General features: G+C 62.4%; 20 protein-coding genes and 1 tRNA gene. 12 read left to right on the top strand and 9 right to left on the bottom strand.

Going from position 1 to position 19,451, the window contains the following annotated elements; genetic code table 11:
* The first annotated feature begins 100 nt into the window (after window positions 1-100).
* Window positions 101-1,561, top strand: coding sequence for a hypothetical protein (locus WHZ77_RS30620; RefSeq protein WP_375311339.1), 1,461 nt, complete (start codon window positions 101-103; stop codon window positions 1,559-1,561).
* 12 nt (window positions 1,562-1,573) lie between these two features.
* Here WHZ77_RS30620 and WHZ77_RS30615 read toward each other — a convergent pair whose 3' ends face one another.
* The 3 genes from WHZ77_RS30615 to WHZ77_RS30605 all read right to left on the bottom strand — a co-directional run bounded on the left by WHZ77_RS30615 (window position 1,574) and on the right by WHZ77_RS30605 (window position 3,893).
* Window positions 1,574-1,966 carry a GtrA family protein gene (locus WHZ77_RS30615; RefSeq protein WP_375311338.1) on the bottom strand — a complete coding sequence of 131 codons (393 nt, stop codon included), beginning with the start codon at window positions 1,964-1,966 and terminating at the stop codon, window positions 1,574-1,576.
* Window positions 1,966-3,429 carry a UbiA family prenyltransferase gene (locus WHZ77_RS30610; protein ID WP_375311337.1) on the bottom strand — a complete coding sequence of 488 codons (1,464 nt, stop codon included), beginning with the start codon at window positions 3,427-3,429 and terminating at the stop codon, window positions 1,966-1,968. Before WHZ77_RS30610 ends, WHZ77_RS30615 begins: the two co-directional genes overlap by 1 nt.
* Before the next feature lie 379 nt (window positions 3,430-3,808).
* Window positions 3,809-3,893 (bottom strand) — tRNA-Leu (locus WHZ77_RS30605).
* 155 nt (window positions 3,894-4,048) lie between these two features.
* On the opposite strand from WHZ77_RS30605, the gene WHZ77_RS30600 reads away from it, so the two are divergent.
* Window positions 4,049-4,588, top strand: a complete 540-nt coding sequence (locus WHZ77_RS30600; protein ID WP_375311336.1) for a disulfide bond formation protein B — start codon at window positions 4,049-4,051, stop codon at window positions 4,586-4,588.
* Here WHZ77_RS30600 and WHZ77_RS30595 read toward each other — a convergent pair whose 3' ends face one another.
* Window positions 4,589-5,674 carry an AbrB family transcriptional regulator gene (locus WHZ77_RS30595; protein WP_375311335.1) on the bottom strand — a complete coding sequence of 362 codons (1,086 nt, stop codon included), beginning with the start codon at window positions 5,672-5,674 and terminating at the stop codon, window positions 4,589-4,591.
* 100 nt (window positions 5,675-5,774) lie between these two features.
* Window positions 5,775-6,056 carry a PsiF family protein gene (locus WHZ77_RS30590; RefSeq protein WP_375311334.1) on the bottom strand — a complete coding sequence of 94 codons (282 nt, stop codon included), beginning with the start codon at window positions 6,054-6,056 and terminating at the stop codon, window positions 5,775-5,777.
* Between the two features lie 200 nt (window positions 6,057-6,256).
* Between WHZ77_RS30590 and WHZ77_RS30585 the strand changes: the two genes are divergently transcribed.
* On the top strand, window positions 6,257-6,745 hold the full coding sequence (locus tag WHZ77_RS30585; RefSeq protein WP_375311333.1) for a hypothetical protein: 489 nt from the start codon (window positions 6,257-6,259) through the stop codon (window positions 6,743-6,745).
* Between the two features lie 60 nt (window positions 6,746-6,805).
* Here the strand turns inward: WHZ77_RS30585 and WHZ77_RS30580 are convergent, their stop codons facing one another.
* Window positions 6,806-7,354, bottom strand: a complete 549-nt coding sequence (locus tag WHZ77_RS30580; protein ID WP_375311332.1) for a TetR/AcrR family transcriptional regulator — start codon at window positions 7,352-7,354, stop codon at window positions 6,806-6,808.
* A 211-nt stretch (window positions 7,355-7,565) separates the two neighbouring features.
* Between WHZ77_RS30580 and WHZ77_RS30575 the strand changes: the two genes are divergently transcribed.
* The 3 genes from WHZ77_RS30575 (at window position 7,566) to WHZ77_RS30565 (ending at window position 9,415) form a co-directional block, all read left to right on the top strand.
* Complete coding sequence (locus tag WHZ77_RS30575; RefSeq protein ID WP_375314850.1) at window positions 7,566-7,949, top strand: CidA/LrgA family protein; 384 nt, start codon at window positions 7,566-7,568, stop codon at window positions 7,947-7,949.
* Window positions 7,946-8,668: an LrgB family protein gene (locus WHZ77_RS30570; protein ID WP_375311331.1), complete on the top strand. Its 723-nt coding sequence runs from the start codon at window positions 7,946-7,948 to the stop codon at window positions 8,666-8,668. The genes WHZ77_RS30575 and WHZ77_RS30570 overlap by 4 nt, the downstream gene beginning before the upstream one ends.
* 87 nt (window positions 8,669-8,755) lie before the next feature.
* Window positions 8,756-9,415: a DsbA family protein gene (locus tag WHZ77_RS30565; RefSeq protein ID WP_375311330.1), complete on the top strand. Its 660-nt coding sequence runs from the start codon at window positions 8,756-8,758 to the stop codon at window positions 9,413-9,415.
* An 82-nt stretch (window positions 9,416-9,497) separates the two neighbouring features.
* On the opposite strand, the gene WHZ77_RS30560 is transcribed toward WHZ77_RS30565, so the two are convergent.
* The 3 genes from WHZ77_RS30560 to WHZ77_RS30550 form a co-directional block, all read right to left on the bottom strand.
* Window positions 9,498-9,704 (bottom strand): hypothetical protein, encoded by a 207-nt coding sequence (locus WHZ77_RS30560; RefSeq protein ID WP_151644728.1) that lies wholly within the window; start codon window positions 9,702-9,704, stop codon window positions 9,498-9,500.
* Between the two features lie 81 nt (window positions 9,705-9,785).
* Window positions 9,786-10,856 (bottom strand): phospholipase, encoded by a 1,071-nt coding sequence (locus WHZ77_RS30555; protein WP_375311329.1) that lies wholly within the window; start codon window positions 10,854-10,856, stop codon window positions 9,786-9,788.
* A gap of 23 nt (window positions 10,857-10,879) precedes the next feature.
* Window positions 10,880-11,851 carry a S1C family serine protease gene (locus WHZ77_RS30550; RefSeq protein ID WP_375311328.1) on the bottom strand — a complete coding sequence of 324 codons (972 nt, stop codon included), beginning with the start codon at window positions 11,849-11,851 and terminating at the stop codon, window positions 10,880-10,882.
* 289 nt (window positions 11,852-12,140) lie between these two features.
* Between WHZ77_RS30550 and WHZ77_RS30545 the strand changes: the two genes are divergently transcribed.
* From WHZ77_RS30545 to WHZ77_RS30520, 6 genes are all read left to right on the top strand, one after another.
* Entirely contained in the window at window positions 12,141-13,559 is a 1,419-nt protein-coding gene (locus tag WHZ77_RS30545) for a M20 family metallopeptidase (protein WP_375311327.1), read from the top strand.
* 262 nt (window positions 13,560-13,821) lie between these two features.
* The gene (locus WHZ77_RS30540; protein ID WP_041748586.1) at window positions 13,822-15,615 is read left to right on the top strand and encodes a peptide ABC transporter substrate-binding protein; all 1,794 of its coding nucleotides are present in this window, start codon (window positions 13,822-13,824) and stop codon (window positions 15,613-15,615) included.
* A 29-nt stretch (window positions 15,616-15,644) separates the two neighbouring features.
* Window positions 15,645-16,604 (top strand): ABC transporter permease, encoded by a 960-nt coding sequence (locus tag WHZ77_RS30535; protein WP_375311326.1) that lies wholly within the window; start codon window positions 15,645-15,647, stop codon window positions 16,602-16,604.
* Window positions 16,570-17,487, top strand: a complete 918-nt coding sequence (locus WHZ77_RS30530) for an ABC transporter permease (RefSeq protein WP_375311325.1) — start codon at window positions 16,570-16,572, stop codon at window positions 17,485-17,487. The genes WHZ77_RS30535 and WHZ77_RS30530 overlap by 35 nt, the downstream gene beginning before the upstream one ends.
* A complete protein-coding gene (locus WHZ77_RS30525; protein ID WP_375311324.1) occupies window positions 17,487-18,482 on the top strand; it encodes an ABC transporter ATP-binding protein in 996 nt (331 codons plus the stop codon). Before WHZ77_RS30530 ends, WHZ77_RS30525 begins: the two co-directional genes overlap by 1 nt.
* Window positions 18,479-19,447 (top strand): ABC transporter ATP-binding protein, encoded by a 969-nt coding sequence (locus tag WHZ77_RS30520; protein ID WP_375311323.1) that lies wholly within the window; start codon window positions 18,479-18,481, stop codon window positions 19,445-19,447. The genes WHZ77_RS30525 and WHZ77_RS30520 overlap by 4 nt, the downstream gene beginning before the upstream one ends.
* Window positions 19,448-19,451: the final 4 nt, after the last annotated feature.

Raw genomic sequence — 19,451 nt, 5'->3', positions numbered from 1 at the left:
TAAATTTAGCACTTGAACTGGAGAAGACTTCAAGATTCAAGGCCGTACGGCGCCTACTACGAGCCGGTGCCAACATTTCGTCGACACCAGGCTGCGCCTGTTGTTTCAGGTTTTCGTACTTTTCTGTTTTGCGGCGTTCACAGTCCAGCTGGCGATGAACTCCGACCGGCACCGGCTTACGAACCCCAAGTTGTTAAGCGAGGACAGTTTGAGAAATCTATCGACCAACCCTCGCCTCTGGCTTCCTCTCATTGTCATTCTTTTTTTTGCCATCCATACTGGCCTATTTTTGTTTGATGTAACGGACCCAGCCGCCGTAATTCGCGGAGATCGCGCAAGTGACCGCCTTGCAAAACTCAACGAACTCTTCGCAGCCAGTCAGCACTCACTCGAAGGTATAATTTTCAATTCGGGTGTGCCCGGCGACTTCCTGCAGCACGCGATTCTATATTCGATCGGCGGACCCTATTTGCTAATCGGTTTTCAAATCGCACTTCAGTTCATCATTCTTGTTACTACCTTCCTCGCCGCCGTCCGATTGACCGGAAGCGCAACTGTAGCGGTGGCGACAGGCTTCTTCGTTCTGGTAATGCCTGGTGCTCTTTTGAACCCGCACCTTCTAGTGACCGAGACATGGTTCACTCTGCTTCTCACAATTGGAACATTTGCGATATGCCAGGCTGTGAAGGACGCTTCTAAACGAGATTTCCTAGTCCTTATTTACATAGGCTTTGCTAGTTTCGGTTTGGCATCTTCAATTCGGCCCCAAGGTCTGTTAGTTCCGCTGGCATTAGCTGCCTATCTTTCGATTGCTCCATTCTCAGACCGGAAAACCATATTAGGTGCCACTGTTCTAGCTTACGCCATATTCCCAATTTCCTGGATGACCTTGAGATTGTTGTTCGTTGGTGACTTTGGCTTGGGTGCATCCAATGCGGATCTCTCGACAAATTTGGCATTACGCGCTGATCGTATATTGGGGCTGCCGCTGGACACGACTGGCCGAATGGGACCTTCAGCGTTTCTGGCCCTGGCAGCCGGTCATCCCTTAGCCACCTTCAACTCGGTGTACACCGACGCATTCAATTTAATCCTGAATCCAGGCGCCAACCATCTCTTTGGTTATTACCTTGGCCTCGGCGAAACCCCAGATGGCTTTTCCTGGCTGAGAATTAGGGACGAGGCGGGCGTCTTCGGCGTAATCGCGGAGTTGTTGAGACGGAATCTCGCGCTCGTAGCGCTATTTGTTACCTGGACTGCGATTCATGCCGTGGTTATTTTGGGCGTTTGTAAGACTGTTCTATCTAACTTAAGGGCCAACTACAGGACACCGTCTTGGGTTTGGGTCGCCTTGATAGTTGTAGCCACAACCGCGGCGTCTGGTTTTGTTGCAGGCCTAGTGAGATGGAATCTCCGCGCGGGTGTAGAACCCCTTTTGGCCCTTTTGGCAGCCTACGGTTGGTTCAGCAATGAGACGGCATTCGGAAGTGCAAGGAAAATTGAGCCGAGAAAGTCGGACACACTTCTGTCTGATGGCGCGGAAAACGTCCCCAACCCGTAAGCTCCATGGTCGCTACCGTCCGTTGAATACGAGAGCCCGGTCGAGAAAGTATTTTGCGGTGTAGCCGAGCGTCAATCCAACGACAGCCCCGGCATATTTCGCGCCAGAGGACTGCCAAACCTCCCAGAAGATGATCTCGGTTACCCAAAACACTATCGTGGTTGCGACACTAAAAGCTCCGTAGAGAACGATTTTTCTGATTTCCTCGGTATAGCCGGCCGACTCGTCTTCAAATATCCAGTATTTATCCAGCACATATTTGATAACAAAGCTTATGCCGGTCCCTGCCGCCATTGATGTAGCGAGAGGCATGATCGGCGAAATATGAAAAACACACTCCTGGAACAAAAGGTTCGCCAGCGTAGACGCGATTGCGAACACAATGTACCGGAAGGCAAGACCCATTAGATTGCGGCCAGTATGAGCAACGCAGTAATGGCTCCGGCTATGATGCTATTCTTGTCCCTCAGTGCAAAAGCAATCGGATCGTCTTCCATATGTCGCCTGTGTGCCATCATGAGCGCACGGCTGAACCAGTACAGCAATATAGGACAGATTAACCATAGTAGCTGGGGACGCCGGTATAATGAGTGTACTGTGTCGGACGATATATAGAGAGCAAATACCGTCACAGCGTTGAATCCCGCCGCGGCCGCAAGCCCCGCGACAATTTCTAAATCCTTAAGCTTATAATTGCGATTTTCTGGTTCAGGCAATCCCGAGTCGACGCGCACGGCGAGTTCGACGTATCGCTTGATCAACGCTAATGCCATAAAGAAGAACATCGAAAAGGCTAAGAGCCATTCGGAAAATACGACCTCGGCCGCGATCGCACCTGCCACGAGCCGAACGACGTAAAGCATAGCCAATACGATGACGTCGATAAGCATCTTCCGTTTCAAAACGAAAGAGTACGCTACCGTCAGCGCAAAATAGCCAAGCATCACAGCCAGAAATTTTAGTGAAACCATCGTTGCTATCAGCACGGATGTCGTGAATAGCGCCGGCATCGCAGCAAAGCCATCAAGTACAGATATCGCACCACTCGCAAGCGGCCGCTTCCGCTTTGTAGGATGCCGTCGGTCGGCCTGCAGATCAGCGAGATCGTTTAAGATGTAAACACTCGATGCGCAGAGCGAAAAGGCGATGGCGGCAAGGAAAACATCTGCTGTAGATTGCAGAGAAAATTGATGGGCTAGAAAGAAGGGAACGAAGATCAAGGCATTCTTGGCATACTGGTGCACGCGAAACAGCTTCAACCACGTACGCCAACCTGGCCGTTCGTGCGGCAAATATTCGACTTCTGTTATTGTCGTATGTTGTGCAAGGGCGCGCTTCACCGGACTCGAAGCTCTGATGGCGATCGCTCTTCCGGCCTTGGCCCAAATAGGCAAATCGGCAAGATCATTTCCGATATAGTCAAACCCTCCTTCCTTAAACTCCGTTACGAGGCGTTCCGCCTTCGCGGCGCCGGCCAAGTTTACCTTCTCATCCGAAGCGAACCATCCTGAAAACATTCCCAAGTGATCAGCAATCGCCGCAACCAGACGTTTGTTGCTTGCGGACGCAAGGTAGACCGGCCGTCCTTCGAGCGTTGCCTGACGTACTCGGGCCAACACAATTTCGTCGTAGGGAAGAGCCGAAGGATCAAGTTCTGCCGATTCCGCTAAGCGGTGCTTAAGAGCAGCTTTGCCTCGCATCAAAGTTCTGCAGATAGCAAACAATGACAGCGGATCCCGCGCGAGTTCAAAAAAAGCAGTTTCAATAAGAAGATCCGACCGCACGAGTGTACCGTCTAGATCGACGACCAGAGGTCTACCAGGAACGCCCGTCACGTCGTCAGATGAAGGCATCGAAATACGGGACATCTCTCAATCCTAATTATTCGAAGATTTAAGGTCTATTTATCTTCCGCGGGATTGGGCTTGGAAGTTACACGGTTCTCAGCTGGCTTGATAACTCCCTCGGAGCCTAGTTAACGCGGCCGCTAAATTAGTCCGTGGCGCCGTCGACATGAGCTCCCACTTACTCCCAGGGAGCGCTGTATCAATCGCATTTAACGGTCGCGGCCAAATATGCCGTTGTTAATATTAAAACTCACTGGGAGCTTCATTGGAGACCAATTAAATACTTGCATCTGATCCAGCCACGCGACGTCAAAGCGTGACCAAAAGCGTGTCCCACCGAAGCGTCGGGTGGGATTAAATCAATAACTATGTAAGAGAAATCAGACGCTTAATTCTTGGTTGGTGCCCCTGGCCGGAATCGAACCAGCACTCCTTGCGGAACTCGATTTTGAGTCGAGCGCGTCTACCAGTTCCGCCACAGGGGCCCCCGGTCGGCCCCCAAAGCGGGCGTCGCGAAGCCGGCGGACTATAGCCATGGACAAAGCGGGGTCAACCCGCGCCAAAGTGATCCCGGCCGTTCTCGACAGCCGCATGGGCCGGGGTTAGAGGCTAGGGAAGCGACCCACCGGAAGAGGCTGCCGTGACGACCCAGAGTGCCGCAATACCTGCGTTCAAACCGGCGGCCACGAGCCCCGCGCTGACCGCCGCGCTTCTCGTCACGCTGATCGCCGCAGCGACCATCGCGGGCGCCTGGTTCTTCCAGCTCGTGCTGGGGATCGTGCCCTGTCCGCTTTGCCTCGAGCAGCGCTACGCCTATTACCTCGCGATCCCGCTTGGCGCGCTCGTGGCGCTTGCGGCGCGGGGCGGCGCGCCGCGGCCGCTGCTGCTCGCAGGGCTCGCGATTCTCGCGCTGGCGACGCTCGCCAATGCCGGCCTCGGCACCTATCACTCCGGCGTCGAGTGGGGCCTCTGGAAAGGCCCGACCGATTGCTCCGGCCCCGTCGTCAATCTCGGCAGCGCCGCCGACCTGCTGTCGAAGCTCGACACCGTGAAGGTGGTGCGCTGCGACGAGGTGCAGTGGCGCTTCCTCGGCCTCTCGCTCGCCGGCTACAACGTTCTGATCTCGCTGCTGATGGCAGCGATCTCCGTCTGGGGATTCGCGGCGACGGCGAAGCGCTAGCTAATCGTCCACATCGTCCTGCGTGCGCCCGAACAGGTGCACGATGCCCGGCGTCGCGATCGTCACGAACACGAAGCGCGACAGATGATGGGCGCCGACGAAGATCGGGTCGATATGCAGGGTCAGCGCCAGCGCCAGCATCGCGTCCATCGCGCCCGGCGCGAAAGCGACGACGACGTCGGAGAATTTCACCTGCGTGGTGACCGCGACGATGCCGACGAAGACGGCGGAGACGGCGATCGCCACCGCAAACGAGCCCAGCGCCGCGTTGATGTGGCCGGCGAGCGTCTTGATCCGCATCCGCGCGAACCGGCTGCCGATCAGCGCGCCGATGCCGATCAGCGCCACGCCGCGCATCCAGTTCGGCAGGCCGCCCTCGACCCAGTCCGCGCCATGCAGCACGCTGGAGGCGATCATCGCGCCGAACATCCAGCTCGCCGGAAACCTGATCAGCCGCAGCAGGAGTGCCGCTGCCACCGAGGCCGCGACGAGCGCCAGGAGGTCGAGCGGCGAGGCGGTCGCCGTCGTCAGCGACGGTGCCGCGGAGGGTGCGACGCCCGCGAACGCCAGCACCATCGGCAGCGCCGCGGTGAGGATGATGACGCGCATGGTCTGCACCACCGCGATGCCAGGCAGGTCGGCGCCGCGCTCGACCGCCAGGATCGTGATCTGCGACAACGCGCCGGGGCTGCCGGCGAGGAAGGCAGAGGTGCGGTCCCAGCCGTGGATGCGCTGCAGGTAATAGCTCGAGCCGAAGGTCGAGCAGAAGGTGGCGAGCGCGAGCAGGCCGATGGTGAGGGGGTATGCGCTAACCTGTTGGATCAGGTGACGCGAGACGACCGACCCTAACGAAATGCCGAGCAGCACCAGCACGGTCTGGGTCAGGATCGGCGGCAGCGCGAGCTTGCGTCCGGCGATCGCGGCAATCCCGACCGCGATCATCGAGCCCGAGATCAGTCCGCCGGGGAGGCCGGCGACGAGAAAGGCGAGGCCGCCGGCGGTACCGATCACGAGCGTTTCCACCGTGCTCAAAATCTCGGCACGGCTCGGCCATTCGAAAGTCAGGGAGGCGGCAATTTGCTTCACGCCACCTTATCGCAAATCAGCGGGAGGCGCACAATTGCAGGCTTGTCATGCCGCAATGCGTGCGCCTCTCGCAGATGTTCGCGAGCGGCCTGTGACGGATTTACTTCTTGTCGGCGGCGGGGGCGGCGGGCGCGGTGGTGCCGGCCTTCGCGTCCCTCTTGCAATCGCGGCGGAATTTCTTGCGCTCCTTGCCCTTCAGTCCCTTTGCGTCGGCCTGCTTGGAGCACTCGAGCGACTCGGCCGTGCGTTCCTTCGTTACCTTCTTGTCGGCGGTGGTTGCCGCGTCGGTCTTGGCGGCCGGCGCTGCGGTCTGTGCGTAGGCGGCGCCTGTGGCGAGCAGGGAGGCCAGGGCGACGGCGGCGAGGCGAGACGTGAAGGTCATGATGTTGCACTCTGTCTTGCGAGAATTGCGAAGGGCTTGGACCGTCGGCCTGGGTTGCTGAACGCGACATGAATAACCTGAACGCCGCGATCACTATATTTTGGCGGCAGCAGCCATCACTTCCTTGTCGCGGGCCTGCCGCACGCTAGGATAGCAATCTTTCACTTCCCGTCGGGAAAGACCAAGGAGGAGACCCAGGGATGACCATCCAATCAAAATTGCTGTGTGCAGTTGCGTTGTCGGGCTTTGCCGCGCTGGTGGCGAGCGCGCCGGCGGAGGCGCTGACCTCGCAGGAGTGCAGCGCGAAATATCAGGCCGCCAAGAAGGACGGCTCGCTCGGCACCACGAAGTGGAATGACTTCCGCAAGGCCCAGTGCGGCGCGGACGCGACGCCTGCTGCTGCGCCGACCGCGGCTGCGCCCGCCGCTCCTGCCGAGCCGAAGCAGGCGAAGAAGGAGGCGGCTCCCGCTGCTGCCCCGGCACCGACCCTGCCGGCCGGTCCCGCGATCTATCCGAACGCGGTCGATCCGAAATACGCCAAGGAGACCGCCGGCAAGGCGCGTCTCCACACCTGCGTCGACCAGTACAACGCCAACAAGACCACCAACGGCAATGGCGGCATGAAGTGGATCGAGAAGGGCGGCGGCTATTACAGCGAGTGCAACAAGAAGCTGAAGGGCGCCGCCTGAGCGTTGACCTGATGCGATGGCCGGAGCAGGGCTCCGGCCATCTTGCCTAAGTCTGGTCGTCTAATCCAGCAGCTTCTCGGCCGATTTCGCCACGAGCTGCGATCGCTTGCGCGGACCGCGCTCGACGAACAGCAGGCTCTGGCCGAAGATGAAGCAGTAGAACAGGAAGGCCTGCGCCTCGGCCTCCTCGGCCGCACGGCCGGTCGCGCGATAGAGCTCGGCGACGTGCTTGAGCCGCGCCGCATCCACGCTCGCCACCGCCGCGGCGGCGTTCTCGTCCGAGCGGGCCCATTGCCGGATCGCGAGCTCGACCGCCATGCCCTCCGGATTGAGCCGCTCGGAATAGAGCTGGATCACCGCCTTCAGCCGCTCGCGGGGCTCTTGTCCGTCGAGGCTCGTCTGATGTGCGATCGCCGCGACGCGCCCGTCGCGCCAGCGTTCCAGCATGGCGCCGAGCAGCGCGGCGCGATCGGCGAAGCGCCGGTAGAAGCCGCCCTTGGTGACGCCGAGGTTTTTGGCGAGCACCTCGACCCGCACGCCCTCGACCCCCGAGCGGGCGAGTTCGCCAAACCCTGCCTCGACCCAGACGTCGCCCTTGCCGTCGCTCATAAGAAAACCTCACCGGCTCTTGATACGGTGCCGTATTGCTAGCGCGGCGAAGGCCTGATACGCAAATCAAAGGTCGGAAGACTGCAGGCAGCCCTTGCGATAGTTCAGAAGGCGACCTGTCGCGGCACGGTCTATCCGTGGCAGTGCCTGCACGACATGCGGTGCACGCCGATTGACAAGCATGACCGACACATCTCTTGATGCGCCGGTCATGCTTGCCAGCCTCGGCCTCATCCTGCTCTGCCAGTTGATCGGCGAAGCCGTCGCGCGCGGTCTCAGTCTGCCGTTGCCGGGGCCCGTGCTCGGCCTCCTGCTGCTCCTGATCCTGCTGCTCGTCCGAGACCGCTTCAAGTGGCTCGCACTCGGGCCGTTGGACAACAACGGCGTCGAGACGGCAAGCAAAGGCTTGCTGGCGCATCTGTCGCTGCTGTTCGTGCCGGCCGGCGTCGGTGTGGTGCAGAAGCTGGACCTGCTCGCTGCCCACGGCATCGCCATCGTCCTGGTGCTCGCGCTCTCGGTGGTCGTCACGCTGCTCGCGACCGTGCTGACCTTTCGTCTCGTCAGCCGCCTGTTGAAGCAACAGGATGCGCGATGAGCGACAATCCATTCTCGCTCTGGGTCTATCTCTCGCAGTCGCCGCTGCTGTGGTTGACCGTGACGCTGCTGGTCTATGCAAGCACGGACGCGGTGTCGCTGCGGACGCGTCGCCATCCGCTGGCCAACCCCGTGCTGCATGCGATGTGGATCATCGGCGCGTTCCTGCTCCTGACCGGCACCTCCTACACCACCTATTTCGCCGGGGCGCAGTTCGTGCACTTCCTGCTGGGGCCCGCCACCGTCGCGCTCGCCGTTCCGCTCTACGAGAACCGCAAGCGCGTAATGGTCTCGATCGTGCCGATGCTGGTGGCGCTGATCGCGGGATCGGTCACGGCCGTGGTGTCTGTCGTGCTGCTGGCCGAGCTCGCCGGCCTGCCGCGCGAGGTGGTGCTGTCGCTGGCACCGAAATCGGTCACGGCCGGCGTTGCCATGGGCATCGCCGAATCCCTGCATGCGGATCCCTCGCTGGCAGCCGTCGCGGTCATCCTCACCGGCATCACGGGTGCGATCATCGTCACGCCTCTGATGAACCGCACCGGCGTTACCGATTACCGCGCCCGTGGTTTTGCCGCTGGCCTTGCCGCGCACGGAATCGGTACCGCGCGTGCGTTCCAGGTCGACGAGATCGCCGGCGTTTTCTCCGGCATCGCCATGAGCCTGAACGCCTTGGTGACCTCGCTTCTGGTGCCGCTGGCGGTCACGCTGCTGGTGCGATGACATGACCTCCGCGACACTCTATATAGACCGTAACAATTCCCGGTCCTGAGCCGTAATTCCGGCGATGGGACTGAAATGGGACGAGATATGGCTGGATTCAGGAATAAGGGCCTTGTGCCGACACGCCGTAGGGCGTTGACGCTGATCGGGGCGGGCGCTCTCGCGGTGGGCAGTATCAGCCTGGCACGTGCGGCCGCCGACGATGACGAAGTGTTGACCGAAGCAAAAGTGCTGCGCGATCCCGGCGTTCCCGTCGCCGGTAATCCCGACGGCAACATCAGCATTATCGAATGGTCCGACTACAACTGCCCCTATTGCCGCAAGCTCGAGCCGGAGCTGCGCCAGGTCGTCCAGGACGACGGCAAGGTCAGGCTGGTGATGAAGGATTGGCCGATCCTCGGGCCGGTCTCGGTCACGGCGGCGCGGATCGCGCTCGCGGCCAAATTCCAGGACAAGTACCATCAGGCCCACGACGCGATGATGGGCGTCAGCTCGCGTCTGACCGAGCCACGCATCAACGAGCTGCTTGCGGCGGCCGGCGTCGACATGGACCGCCTCAAGCGTGACCTGACCGATCACGCCAAGGACATCGATGCCGTCCTCAAGCGCAACAACGAGCAGGCCGAAGCCTTCGGCTTCCGTGGCACGCCGGCGTTCATCGTCGGGAAGTACCGCGTGCCGGGCGTGCTCAGCATGAAGGAATTCGAGCAGGTCATCGCCGACGCCCGCAAGGCCAAGATGAACTGAGGCGTACCGCGCCGTTCGCAGTCAAGACAAAAGCGCCGCCGCGGATCCGCGACGGCGCCCTGTTCAGACTTGGTCGATCGAATTACTTCGACGAGATGCGCACCCAGTCCCTGTGCGCGCGATCGCGCAGCAGATCCCAATCGGCCTTCGCGACATCCCAGTTCACGATGGTGCGATTGGCGGTTGCGACCTCACCGTTAGCAACGGACGACGTCTGCATGGAGTCATAGACATAAACGCCGCAGCCGAGCAGCAGCGCGCCCAAAATCATTCCCAGAAACATCCGCATGGCTAACCTCCAATGACCGGCGATAACGTCGGCCCCTAACGATGGTTCCGCGGCAGTGCGGCGCAGGTAAGGACGGCTCGTTCATCCTCCGTTCAGCCATGCCACCAGCTCCGCATTGATCTCGCGCGGATATGTATGGCTGAGATCGTCGATCTCGCGATAGACGATTTCGGCGCCGGCGGCCGAGAGCGCGGCCTGGGTCTGCCGCGCGGTCTGCACCGGAAACATCCAGTCGAGCTTGCCGTGGGTGATGAAGACGGGCAGGCCCTGCAACCGCGTGGCGTCGGCCATCTCCGCCATCAGCGGATGGAACGTTGCCGAGACCGGTGCGAGATGGCTGAAGGGCGAGGCACTGTCGAGCCCGCTGACATAGCTGAAGGTGCCGCCGTCGCTCATGCCGGTCAGCAGCATGCGTGAGGCGTCGATGGTCCAGCGGCTGCGGACGGCTTCGAGAATACGCATCAGATTGGGCGTGTCGGTATCATCGCCCATCAGCGCCCAGGTCGGTCCGGTCGAGGTGGGTGCCACCAGGATCACGCCGAGACTGCGCGCATCGCGCAGCCAGCTCCAGAGAAAACCGCGGCCGTTGCCGCTGCCGCCATGCAGGGCCATCACCAGGGGCATGGCGCGTTCCGGCGAATAATATTCGGGGACATAGACCGAGAAGCCGCCGCGGCTGCCGGGGTCGTTGTGGTCGTGGAAGATACCGGTGTGCTCACCTGCCTCTGCCTCCAGCCGCGACAGCAGCCCGGCATTCTCGCGATTGTCGGCGTTGAGGAAGAAGCTGCTCACCGGCGGAAACTGCACCGCTAGCGGATAGAGTGCCTCCTGCGCGCGAGGCACGTGGCGCAGCGCGCGGAAGACCGCGACGAGATCGCCATTGCCGCGCTCGACCTCGCGGATGCCGGCATAGGTGGCGAGGGTCTCGTCGCAGGCGCGATCGAGCCGCTCGCGCAAGCCTGAGAACTGCTCCGGCCAGTGTCCGATGGCAGCCCGTGCCGCTTGCAGCGCCTCGTCCGGCGTACCGATCGCGTTCATCACGGAGGCGAAGGCCGGGGGATGCAAATGCCGCTGGAAGAAGCCGAGCGCTTCCAGCGCATTGAGGAGCGGCGGCAGCACGGCCACGATGTCGTCGATCACGGCCTCGCTCATTGCAGCTTCCTCACTAACGGGGATCAGTGCAGCTTCGGCGCCTTCAGCAGCTTGAAGCGGTCGGCCGACGTCACCGTGACGTCGAAGGTGACGCCTTCATGGTGTACGGTGAGCGGCACGTCGACGCCGGCGGCGCCGAGCCCCCACATCTTCTTGTAGAAACCGGTCTGGCTCGTGACCTTCTCGCCGTCCACGGCGAGGATGACGTCGCCGGTCTTGAGTTCGGCGCGTGCCGCGGGGCCGTTGGCGGAGATGCCGATCACCACGACTCGGTTGTCGATCTCGGTCGAATAAAGCCCGAGCCAGGGCCGGCCCGGCTTGTTGACGCGGCCGAATTTGCGCAAATCGTCGAGAACCGGCTTCAACAAATCGATCGGCACGATCATGTTGACGTGCTCGGCCTTGCCGTCGCGTTCGCGCTCGAGCTGAAGCGAGCCGATGCCGATCAACTCGCCGCGCGCGTTGAGTAGCGCCGTGCCGCCCCAGTTCGGGTGTGCCGGATGCGTGAAGATGGCCTCGTCCAGCAGATACTCCCAGTAGCCGGCGAATTCCTGCTTGGCCACGATCTGGCTTGCGACCGAGCGCGTGCGGCCGCCAGCGCCGCCGACCACGACGCGGTCGCCGAGCCGGGTCTCCGCCGACGTGCCGAGCGGCAAGGGCTCGACGTCGAGCTGACCGAGCGCCTGCACGAGGCCAAAGCCCGTGACGGAATCGAAGCCGAGCGCATGTCCCTCGACGACGCGCCCGTCGGCGAGGTGCAGCCACACCGATTCCGCCTCGGTGATGAGATAGCCGATGGTGAGTACCAGCCCGTCGTCGATCACGACGCCGTTGCCGGCGCGTTCGGTGCCCAGCGTCTCGGCGGTGAAAGCGTCCGGCGGGATGATGGCATGCAGGCCGACGACGGATGCGAGCGCGCGGTCGAGATCGAAACCATAGTCGCTCGCACGCGGCTGATTGGCCGGCGGCACTCTCCATTCGGTCAGGGCGGGCATGGAGTTCTCCTGGCTGGGTGCATCGGCTCCGACGTGGCTGGCGGAACGACGCGCGAAGCACGCATAATTTAGGCTGGAGCAGGCCGTCTTGAAAGCCTCGTTCCCCAACTATTCCGGAGAAGGCCGCGTGAAATCTTCGCAAGGTACAGAAGCGGTTGCACAGGACGCAGGCCGGCTGCTCATTCCGGCCCCAGCCGCATGGCTGCTGTCCCGCGAAATGCTAGGCGGAGTGCAATGAAACTGCTACCGATTGTCGCTTCGTTTGACCAAGAGATCACGGACCGAAGCAATGGATAACCGCAGCGACATCTGGCGTGGCGTCGACACGATCAAGGCGCGTTTCATCGACCTCAGCGACAAGGTCTGGGGCATGCCGGAGGTGTGCTACACCGAGGCGCGTTCCGCCGCCGAGCATCTCGCCGAGCTGCGGCACCAGGGTTTCCGCATCACCGAGAACGTTGCCGGCATTCCGACCGCGCTGATCGGAGAATGGGGCGAGGGCGGGCCGGTCATCGCCTTCATGGGCGAGTATGACGCGCTGCCGGGCCTCAGCCAGGAGGCCGGTGTCGCCGAGCATCGACCGACCGAGGCGGGTGGCCACGGCCATGGCTGCGGCCACAATCTGCTTGGTTCCGCGGCGCTGCTGGCCGCGACTGCGGTGAAGGACTGGCTCGCCGAGAACAAGGTGCCGGGCCGCGTGCGCTATTACGGCTGCCCGGCGGAAGAAGGCGGCGCGGCCAAAGCCTTCATGGTGCGCTCCGGTGCGTTCGAGGACGCCGACATCGCCATCACCTGGCATCCGCACAGCTTCTGGGAAGTGGCCGTGACGCCGTCGCTTGCGAATACGCGGGCCGACTTCATCTTCACCGGCCGCACCTCCCATGCGGCGGCCTCACCGCATCTCGGCCGTTCCGCGCTTGATGCGGTGGAATTGATGAATGTCGGCGTGAATTATATGCGCGAGCACATGCCGAGCGACGCGCGCGTGCATTACGCGCTGCTCGATACCGGCGGCATTGCCCCGAACGTGGTGCAGGCTCATGCACGCGTCCGCTACTCGATCCGCGCCCGCGATCTGCCCGGCATGAACGAGCTGGTCGGTCGCGTCAGCAAGATCGCAGAGGGGGCGGCGCTGATGACCGAGACCAAGGTCGAGATGAAGGTCATTTCCGCGGTCTCCAACATCCTGCCGAACACGCCGCTGGAGCAGGCGCTGCACCGGGTCATGGAAGAGCTCGGACCGCCGCATTTCGACGACGCGGACAAGAGCTTTGCCACGGAGATCCGCGGGACCCTGAGCGACAAGGACATCGCGTCGGTCTACTACGCCATCGGCATGGAGCCGACCGATCGGCCGCTGGCCGACTTCCTGGTGCCGCTCGATGCCAAGCGCAATCCGCTGGTCGGCTCGACCGACGTCGGCGACGTGAGCTGGGTGGTGCCGACCGTGCAGGTTCACGCACCGACGGTTGCAATCGGCACGCCCTTCCACACTTGGCAGGTTGTGGCGCAGGGCAAGAGCGGACACGCCCACAAGGCCATGGTGCAGGCCGCCAAGGCGATGGCCGGTATCGGCATCAAGGCGTTGACGGATCCGGAGCTGATCAAGGCCGCGAAGGCCGACCTGACGAAGCGGACCGCGAAGACGCCTTATGTCTGTCCGCTGCCCGACCACGTCGAGCCGCCGCTGACCATGTCCGTGGCGTAGAATTCGCCTCGATACTTCGTCTGATGCGACGAACAAATTTTCCGCAGTGCAACGAGGATTCCGGCGCGTTTTGACGCCGGATTGCCGAACGCTTGGGCTGTGGAACACGGTTTTGCCCAACGGACAGCCAGAAGACCGTTTGCATACACACGGTCCCAGTTGACGTGCACCCTATTCAGTGTGCCATCTACCGCCAGCCAAAACCCGGCGGCCGCCCCGCGGTCGCCTGCATCCAAAAACGGAAACCAGACGGGGGACAACCATGCTGGATAAAGAGCTGCGTTCGATGATCGGTGACGTGAAGGATGGGCGTATGAATCGCCGCGCCTTCATCCAGCGCCTGGCCGCCGTTGGCCTCGCCGCGCCCGCAGCCTACCAGCTGCTTGCCTTGGGCGGAGTGGCGATGGCCGAGGGCCCGTCTGCCTACAAGCCGACCAAGCGTGGCGGCGGCGGTGCATTGAAGCTGCTGTGGTGGCAGGGCCCGACCTTGCTCAATCCGCATTTCGCCACCGGCACCAAGGACCAGGACGGCTCGCGCCTGTTCTATGAGCCGCTCGCCTGCTGGGATCCCGACGGCAACATGAAGCTGGTGCTGGCGGCTGAAATCCCCTCGGTTCAGAACGGTCTGCTTGCCGCCGACGGCACGTCGGTGACGTGGAAGCTGAAGCCCGGCGTGAAATGGCACGACGGCAAGCCATTCTCGGCCGACGACGTCGTCTTCACCTGGGAATATACCAAGGATCCGGCGACCGCGACCGTCACCAGCGGTACCTATCGCGACCTCAAGGTCGAGAAGATCGACGACCTCACCGTCAAGATCACCTTCCCGAAGCCGACTCCATTCTGGGCCGATGCGTTCGTCGGCGCCGGCGCCGGCCAGATCCTGCCGAAGCATCAATTCGCCGACTATATCGGCTCGAAATCCCGCGACGCCCCGGCCAATCTCGCGCCGGTGGGCACCGGTCCCTACAAGTTCGTCGAGTTCAAGCCCGGCGATCTCATCCGCGGCGTGATCAACCCCGACTATCACATGGCGAACCGTCCCTATTTCGATTCGATCGAGATGAAGGGCGGCGGAGACGCGGTCTCGGCGGCGCGCGCGGTGATCCAGACCGGCGAATATGATTTCGGATGGAACATCCAGGTCGAGGACGACGTGCTGCTGCGCCTGGAGAAGGGCGGCAAGGGCAAGACCATCTACGCCGTGGGCGGCGACACCGAGTTCATCGCGCTAAACTTCTCCGACCCGAACACCGAGGTTGATGGCGAACGCTCCTCGATGAAGACCAAGCATCCGCTGTTCTCCGATCCGGCAGTGCGCAAGGCGCTGTCGATGTTGGTCGATCGCGACTCCATCAAGAAGGCGATCTACGGCCGCGCCGGCCGCACCACCGCCAACTTCCTCAACGGTCCCGAGAAGTTCGTCTCCAAGAACACCACCTGGGAGTTCAACATCGAGAAAGCCTCGAAGCTGCTCGACGACGCAGGCTGGAAGCCCGGCGCCGACGGCATCCGCGAAAAGGACGGCAAGAAGCTGAAGCTGCTGTACCAGACCTCGATCAACGGTCCGCGTCAGAAGACCCAGGCGATCGTCAAGCAGGCCTGTCAGAAGGCGGGCATCGACGTCGAGCTAAAGTCGGTCGTGGCCTCCGTGTTCTTCTCCTCGGACGTCGCCAACCCCGACACCTATCCGAAGTTCTATGCCGACCTCGAAATGTTCCAGATTCCGCTGAGCCAGCCGGATCCGTCGCAGCACATGCGCCGCTATCATTCGCGCTACATCGCCAGCAAGGAGAACAAATGGCAGGGCACGAACTTCACGCGCTGGACCAATAAGGACTATGACGCCGCGATCGACGCTGCCGATGCCGAAATGGATCCGGTCAAGCGCGCGGCCCTCTACATCAAGTGCAACGACCTGATGTGGCAGGACACCGTCTTCATCCCGGCGATGCATCGTCTGAAGGTGGAGGCCTCCGCGAACACGTTGCGTCCGGTGATCTCGGGCTGGGCCAACGAAACCGACAACCTGTTCGACTGGTATCGCGAGGAATGATCCCCCAGCTCTAGACGGGATCCTCCCTCATGAGTCAGTACGTCCTGCGTCGCCTGATGATCGCGATTCCGAGCTTGCTCGGAATCTCGGTCGTGCTGTTCGTCGTGCTGGCGCTCGCGCCAGGCGATCCCTTCGCGGAATTGGCGACCAACCCGAACGTCCCGCCCGAAGTTCAGGCGGCACTCCGGGCCAAGTTCGGCCTCGACGATCCGATCTATCTCCGTTACCTGCACTGGCTCAACGCCATGCTGCACGGCGACTGGGGCTTCTCCTTCGTCAGCCGGATGGACGTCGATACGCTGATCCTCCAGCGCTTGCCGGCGACGCTCTACGTGATCGGCTCGGCGCAGATTCTGGCGCTTCTGATCGCGATTCCAGTCGGCGTCTATGCGGCGACAAAGCCCTATTCGCTGTTCGACCAGGTTGCGAACACGCTCGCCTTCGTCGGCTTCTCGCTGCCGACCTTCTTCACCGGCATCCTGTTCATCCTGATCTTCTCGGTCACGCTCGACTGGCTGCCCTTCGTCTATACGACCGACATCAAGGGCACCGGCATCCATTGGGTGCTCGAGATGATCCGGCAGGCAATCATGCCGGTGGCGGTGCTGGGCCTGTTCCAGGCCGCGTCGATGACGCGCTTCGTGCGCTCGGCGATGCTCGACGTGATCCGGCTCGACTATGTCACCACGGCGCGCGCCAAGGGGCTCGGCCAGGCCAAGGTCATCGTCAAGCATGTCATGCGCAACGCCATGATTCCGGTGGTGACGCTGATCGCGCTGCAGATGCCTGCGGTATTCGGGGGCGCCATCGTCACCGAGCAGATCTTCCGCATCCCCGGCATCGGCTCGCTGCTGATCTCCTCTATCCTGTCCAACGACACGCCGGTGGTGATGGCCGTTACTTTCGTCTTCGCGTGCCTGGTGGTCCTTTTCAATCTCATCGCGGACGTTCTGTATGGCTGGCTTGACCCTCGCATCTCCCTCCGGTGAGCGGCGTACCTACTCGCCCTGGCGAGAGACGTGGCGGCGTTACAGCCGCCACAAGCTCGCGGTCGTCAGTGCTTTCCTGCTTCTTATCCTCATCCTGGCCGTCGTGGTCGGGCCCTTCATCTGGCGCGTCAAGATCGACGACATCGATATCGTGGCGGGCATGCAGGGGCCGTCGCTCGCACATCCTTTCGGCACCGACGATCTCGGCCAGGACATTCTGGCACGCATGATCTATGGCGGGCGGATCTCGCTCGCGGTCGGACTCGCCGCGATGCTGGTCTCCGTCATCATCGGCACGCTGGTCGGCTCGCTCGCCGGGATGTCGCGCGGCGCGCTCGGCCACGGCCTGATGTGGCTCACCGACCTCTTCCTGTCGCTGCCGCAACTGCCGCTGCTGCTGTTGCTGATCTATCTCTTCCGCGACGGGCTGAAGCAGGCGTTTGGCCCTGAAGGCGGCATATTCATCCTGATCGTGCTCGTCATCGGCGGTTTGCGCTGGATGCCGGTCGCCCGCCTCGTGCGTGCGCAGTTCCTGTCGATCCGCGAGAAGGAGTTCGTCGAGGCCGCGCGTGCGCTCGGGGCCAGCCCCGTGCGGCAAGTGGTGAAGCACATCCTGCCCAACGCGCTCGGTCCGGTGATCATCGCCGGGACCATCGACGTCGCTGCGGCCATCATCGCCGAATCCACGTTGTCGTTCCTCGGCCTCGGGTTCCCACCGGATACGCCGACCTGGGGGCGGCTGTTGTACGACGCCAAGGACTTTCTCGACATCGGCCCGCACTGGGCGCTGTTTCCGGGCGGCGCGATCTTCATCGCGGTGGTCGCGATCAACTTCATCGGCGACGGCCTGCGTGACGCGCTCGATGCGCGACGGGTGATCTGATGGCGCCGCTGCTCGAAATCAAAGGGCTGAAAACCCATTTCTCGACCGACGACGGCATCCTGCAGGCCGTCGACGGCGTCGACATCTCCATCAACCGCGGCGAGACGCTCTGCGTCGTCGGCGAGTCCGGTTGCGGCAAGACCGTCACCGCGATGTCGATCCTGAAGCTGATCGCGATGCCGCCGGGCCGCATCGCCGCCGGCCAGATCATCTTCGAGGGCCGCGATCTCGTGCCGCTGACGAGCAACCAGCTCGACGAGATCAGGGCCAAGGAGATCGGCTTCATTTTCCAGGAACCGATGACCTCGCTCAATCCGGTGCTCACCATCGGCGAACAGATCGCCGAGAGCCTGCGCCGCCATGAGAACGTCACCAGAAAGCAGGCGCTCGAGCGTACCATCGAGATGCTCAAGCTGGTGCAGATCCCCAACGCCGAAGGTCGGGTTCACAACTATCCGCACCAGTTCTCCGGCGGCATGCGCCAGCGCGTGATGATCGCGATGGCGCTCGCCTGCAAGCCGAAGCTGATCATCGCCGACGAGCCCACCACGGCGCTCGACGTCACCATCCAGGCGCAGATCCTCGACCTCCTGCAGGACATGAAGGAACGCTTCGGCATGGCGGTGATGCTGATCACCCATGCCATGGGCGTCGTCGCCGAGACCGCGCAACGCGTCGTCGTGATGTATGCCGGCAAGGTGGTGGAGGAGGCGGATGTCGACGACCTCTTCGGCCATCCCGGCCATCCCTATACGCAGGGCCTGATCCGCTCGATCCCGCGCATCGATCTCGACAGCGAGCACAAGACGCGCCTGGAGGCGATCGGCGGCTCGGTGCCGATCCTGATCAATCCGCCGGTCGGCTGCCGCTTCGCCCCGCGCTGCAAGTTTGCCATGAACGTCTGCACCGAGAGGGAGCCGTTGCTGCGCGAGATCGCGCCCGGTCACCGCATGGCCTGCCACCTCGGCGATACGCAGTTGGGAGGCACGGCATGACCGAGCCCTTGCTCCGCGTCAGCGGCCTGAAGAAATATTTTCCCTTGCTTGGCGGCCTGTTGTCGCGCCAGGTCGGCAGTGTCTATGCGGTCGACGGGGTCTCGTTCTCGGTCAACCGCGGCGAGACGCTCGGCCTCGTCGGCGAGTCCGGCTGCGGCAAGTCGACGACGGGACGTTGCGTGCTGCGCCTGATCGAACCGACCGACGGCGAGGTCACCTTCGACGGTCAGGACGTGCGCCAGCTCAGCGGCAACGATCTGCGCGCGATGCGGCGGAACATGCAGCTCGTGTTCCAGGATCCGTTCGCCTCGCTCAATCCGCGCATGACGGTCGGCGCGATCCTCGGCGAGGCACTCATCATTCACAATCTCGGCGCCAACGCCAAGGAGCGCGAGGAGCGCGTCGCGAGCCTGCTGGTCAAGGTCGGGCTCAAGGCGGAGCACATGCGCCGTTATCCGCACGAATTCTCCGGCGGCCAGCGTCAGCGCATCGTGATCGCGCGCGCGCTTGCGGTGGAGCCGAAGCTGATCGTCTGCGACGAGCCGGTCTCCGCGCTCGACGTGTCGATCCAGGCGCAGGTCATCAACCTGCTGGAAGATCTCCAGGCCGAGCTGAACCTCACCTATCTCTTCGTCGCGCACGACCTCTCGGTGGTCGAGCACATCTCCGACCGGGTCGCGGTGATGTATCTCGGCCGCATCGTCGAGCTGGCGAAGGCGAGCGATCTCTATCGCAATCCGCAGCATCCCTATACGCGGGCGCTATTGTCGGCGGTGCCGGTGCCGGATCCCAAGCTCAAGCGCGAACGGATCCGTCTCAAGGGCGACGTGCCGAGCCCGATGAAGCCGCCATCAGGCTGCCACTTCCACACCCGCTGCCCGATTGCCCAGCCGCGCTGCTCGGAGAGCGCGCCGGAGCTAAGAGAGGGCGCGGGCGGGCATTTCGTGGCGTGTCATCTCGCCTGATGTC

The sequence above is a fragment of the Bradyrhizobium sp. A5 genome (assembly GCF_042076515.1).
In the GTDB taxonomy this organism is placed as follows: Bacteria; Pseudomonadota; Alphaproteobacteria; order Rhizobiales; family Xanthobacteraceae; genus Bradyrhizobium; species Bradyrhizobium cosmicum.
This window is presented reverse-complemented; position numbering and strand designations above follow the sequence as displayed.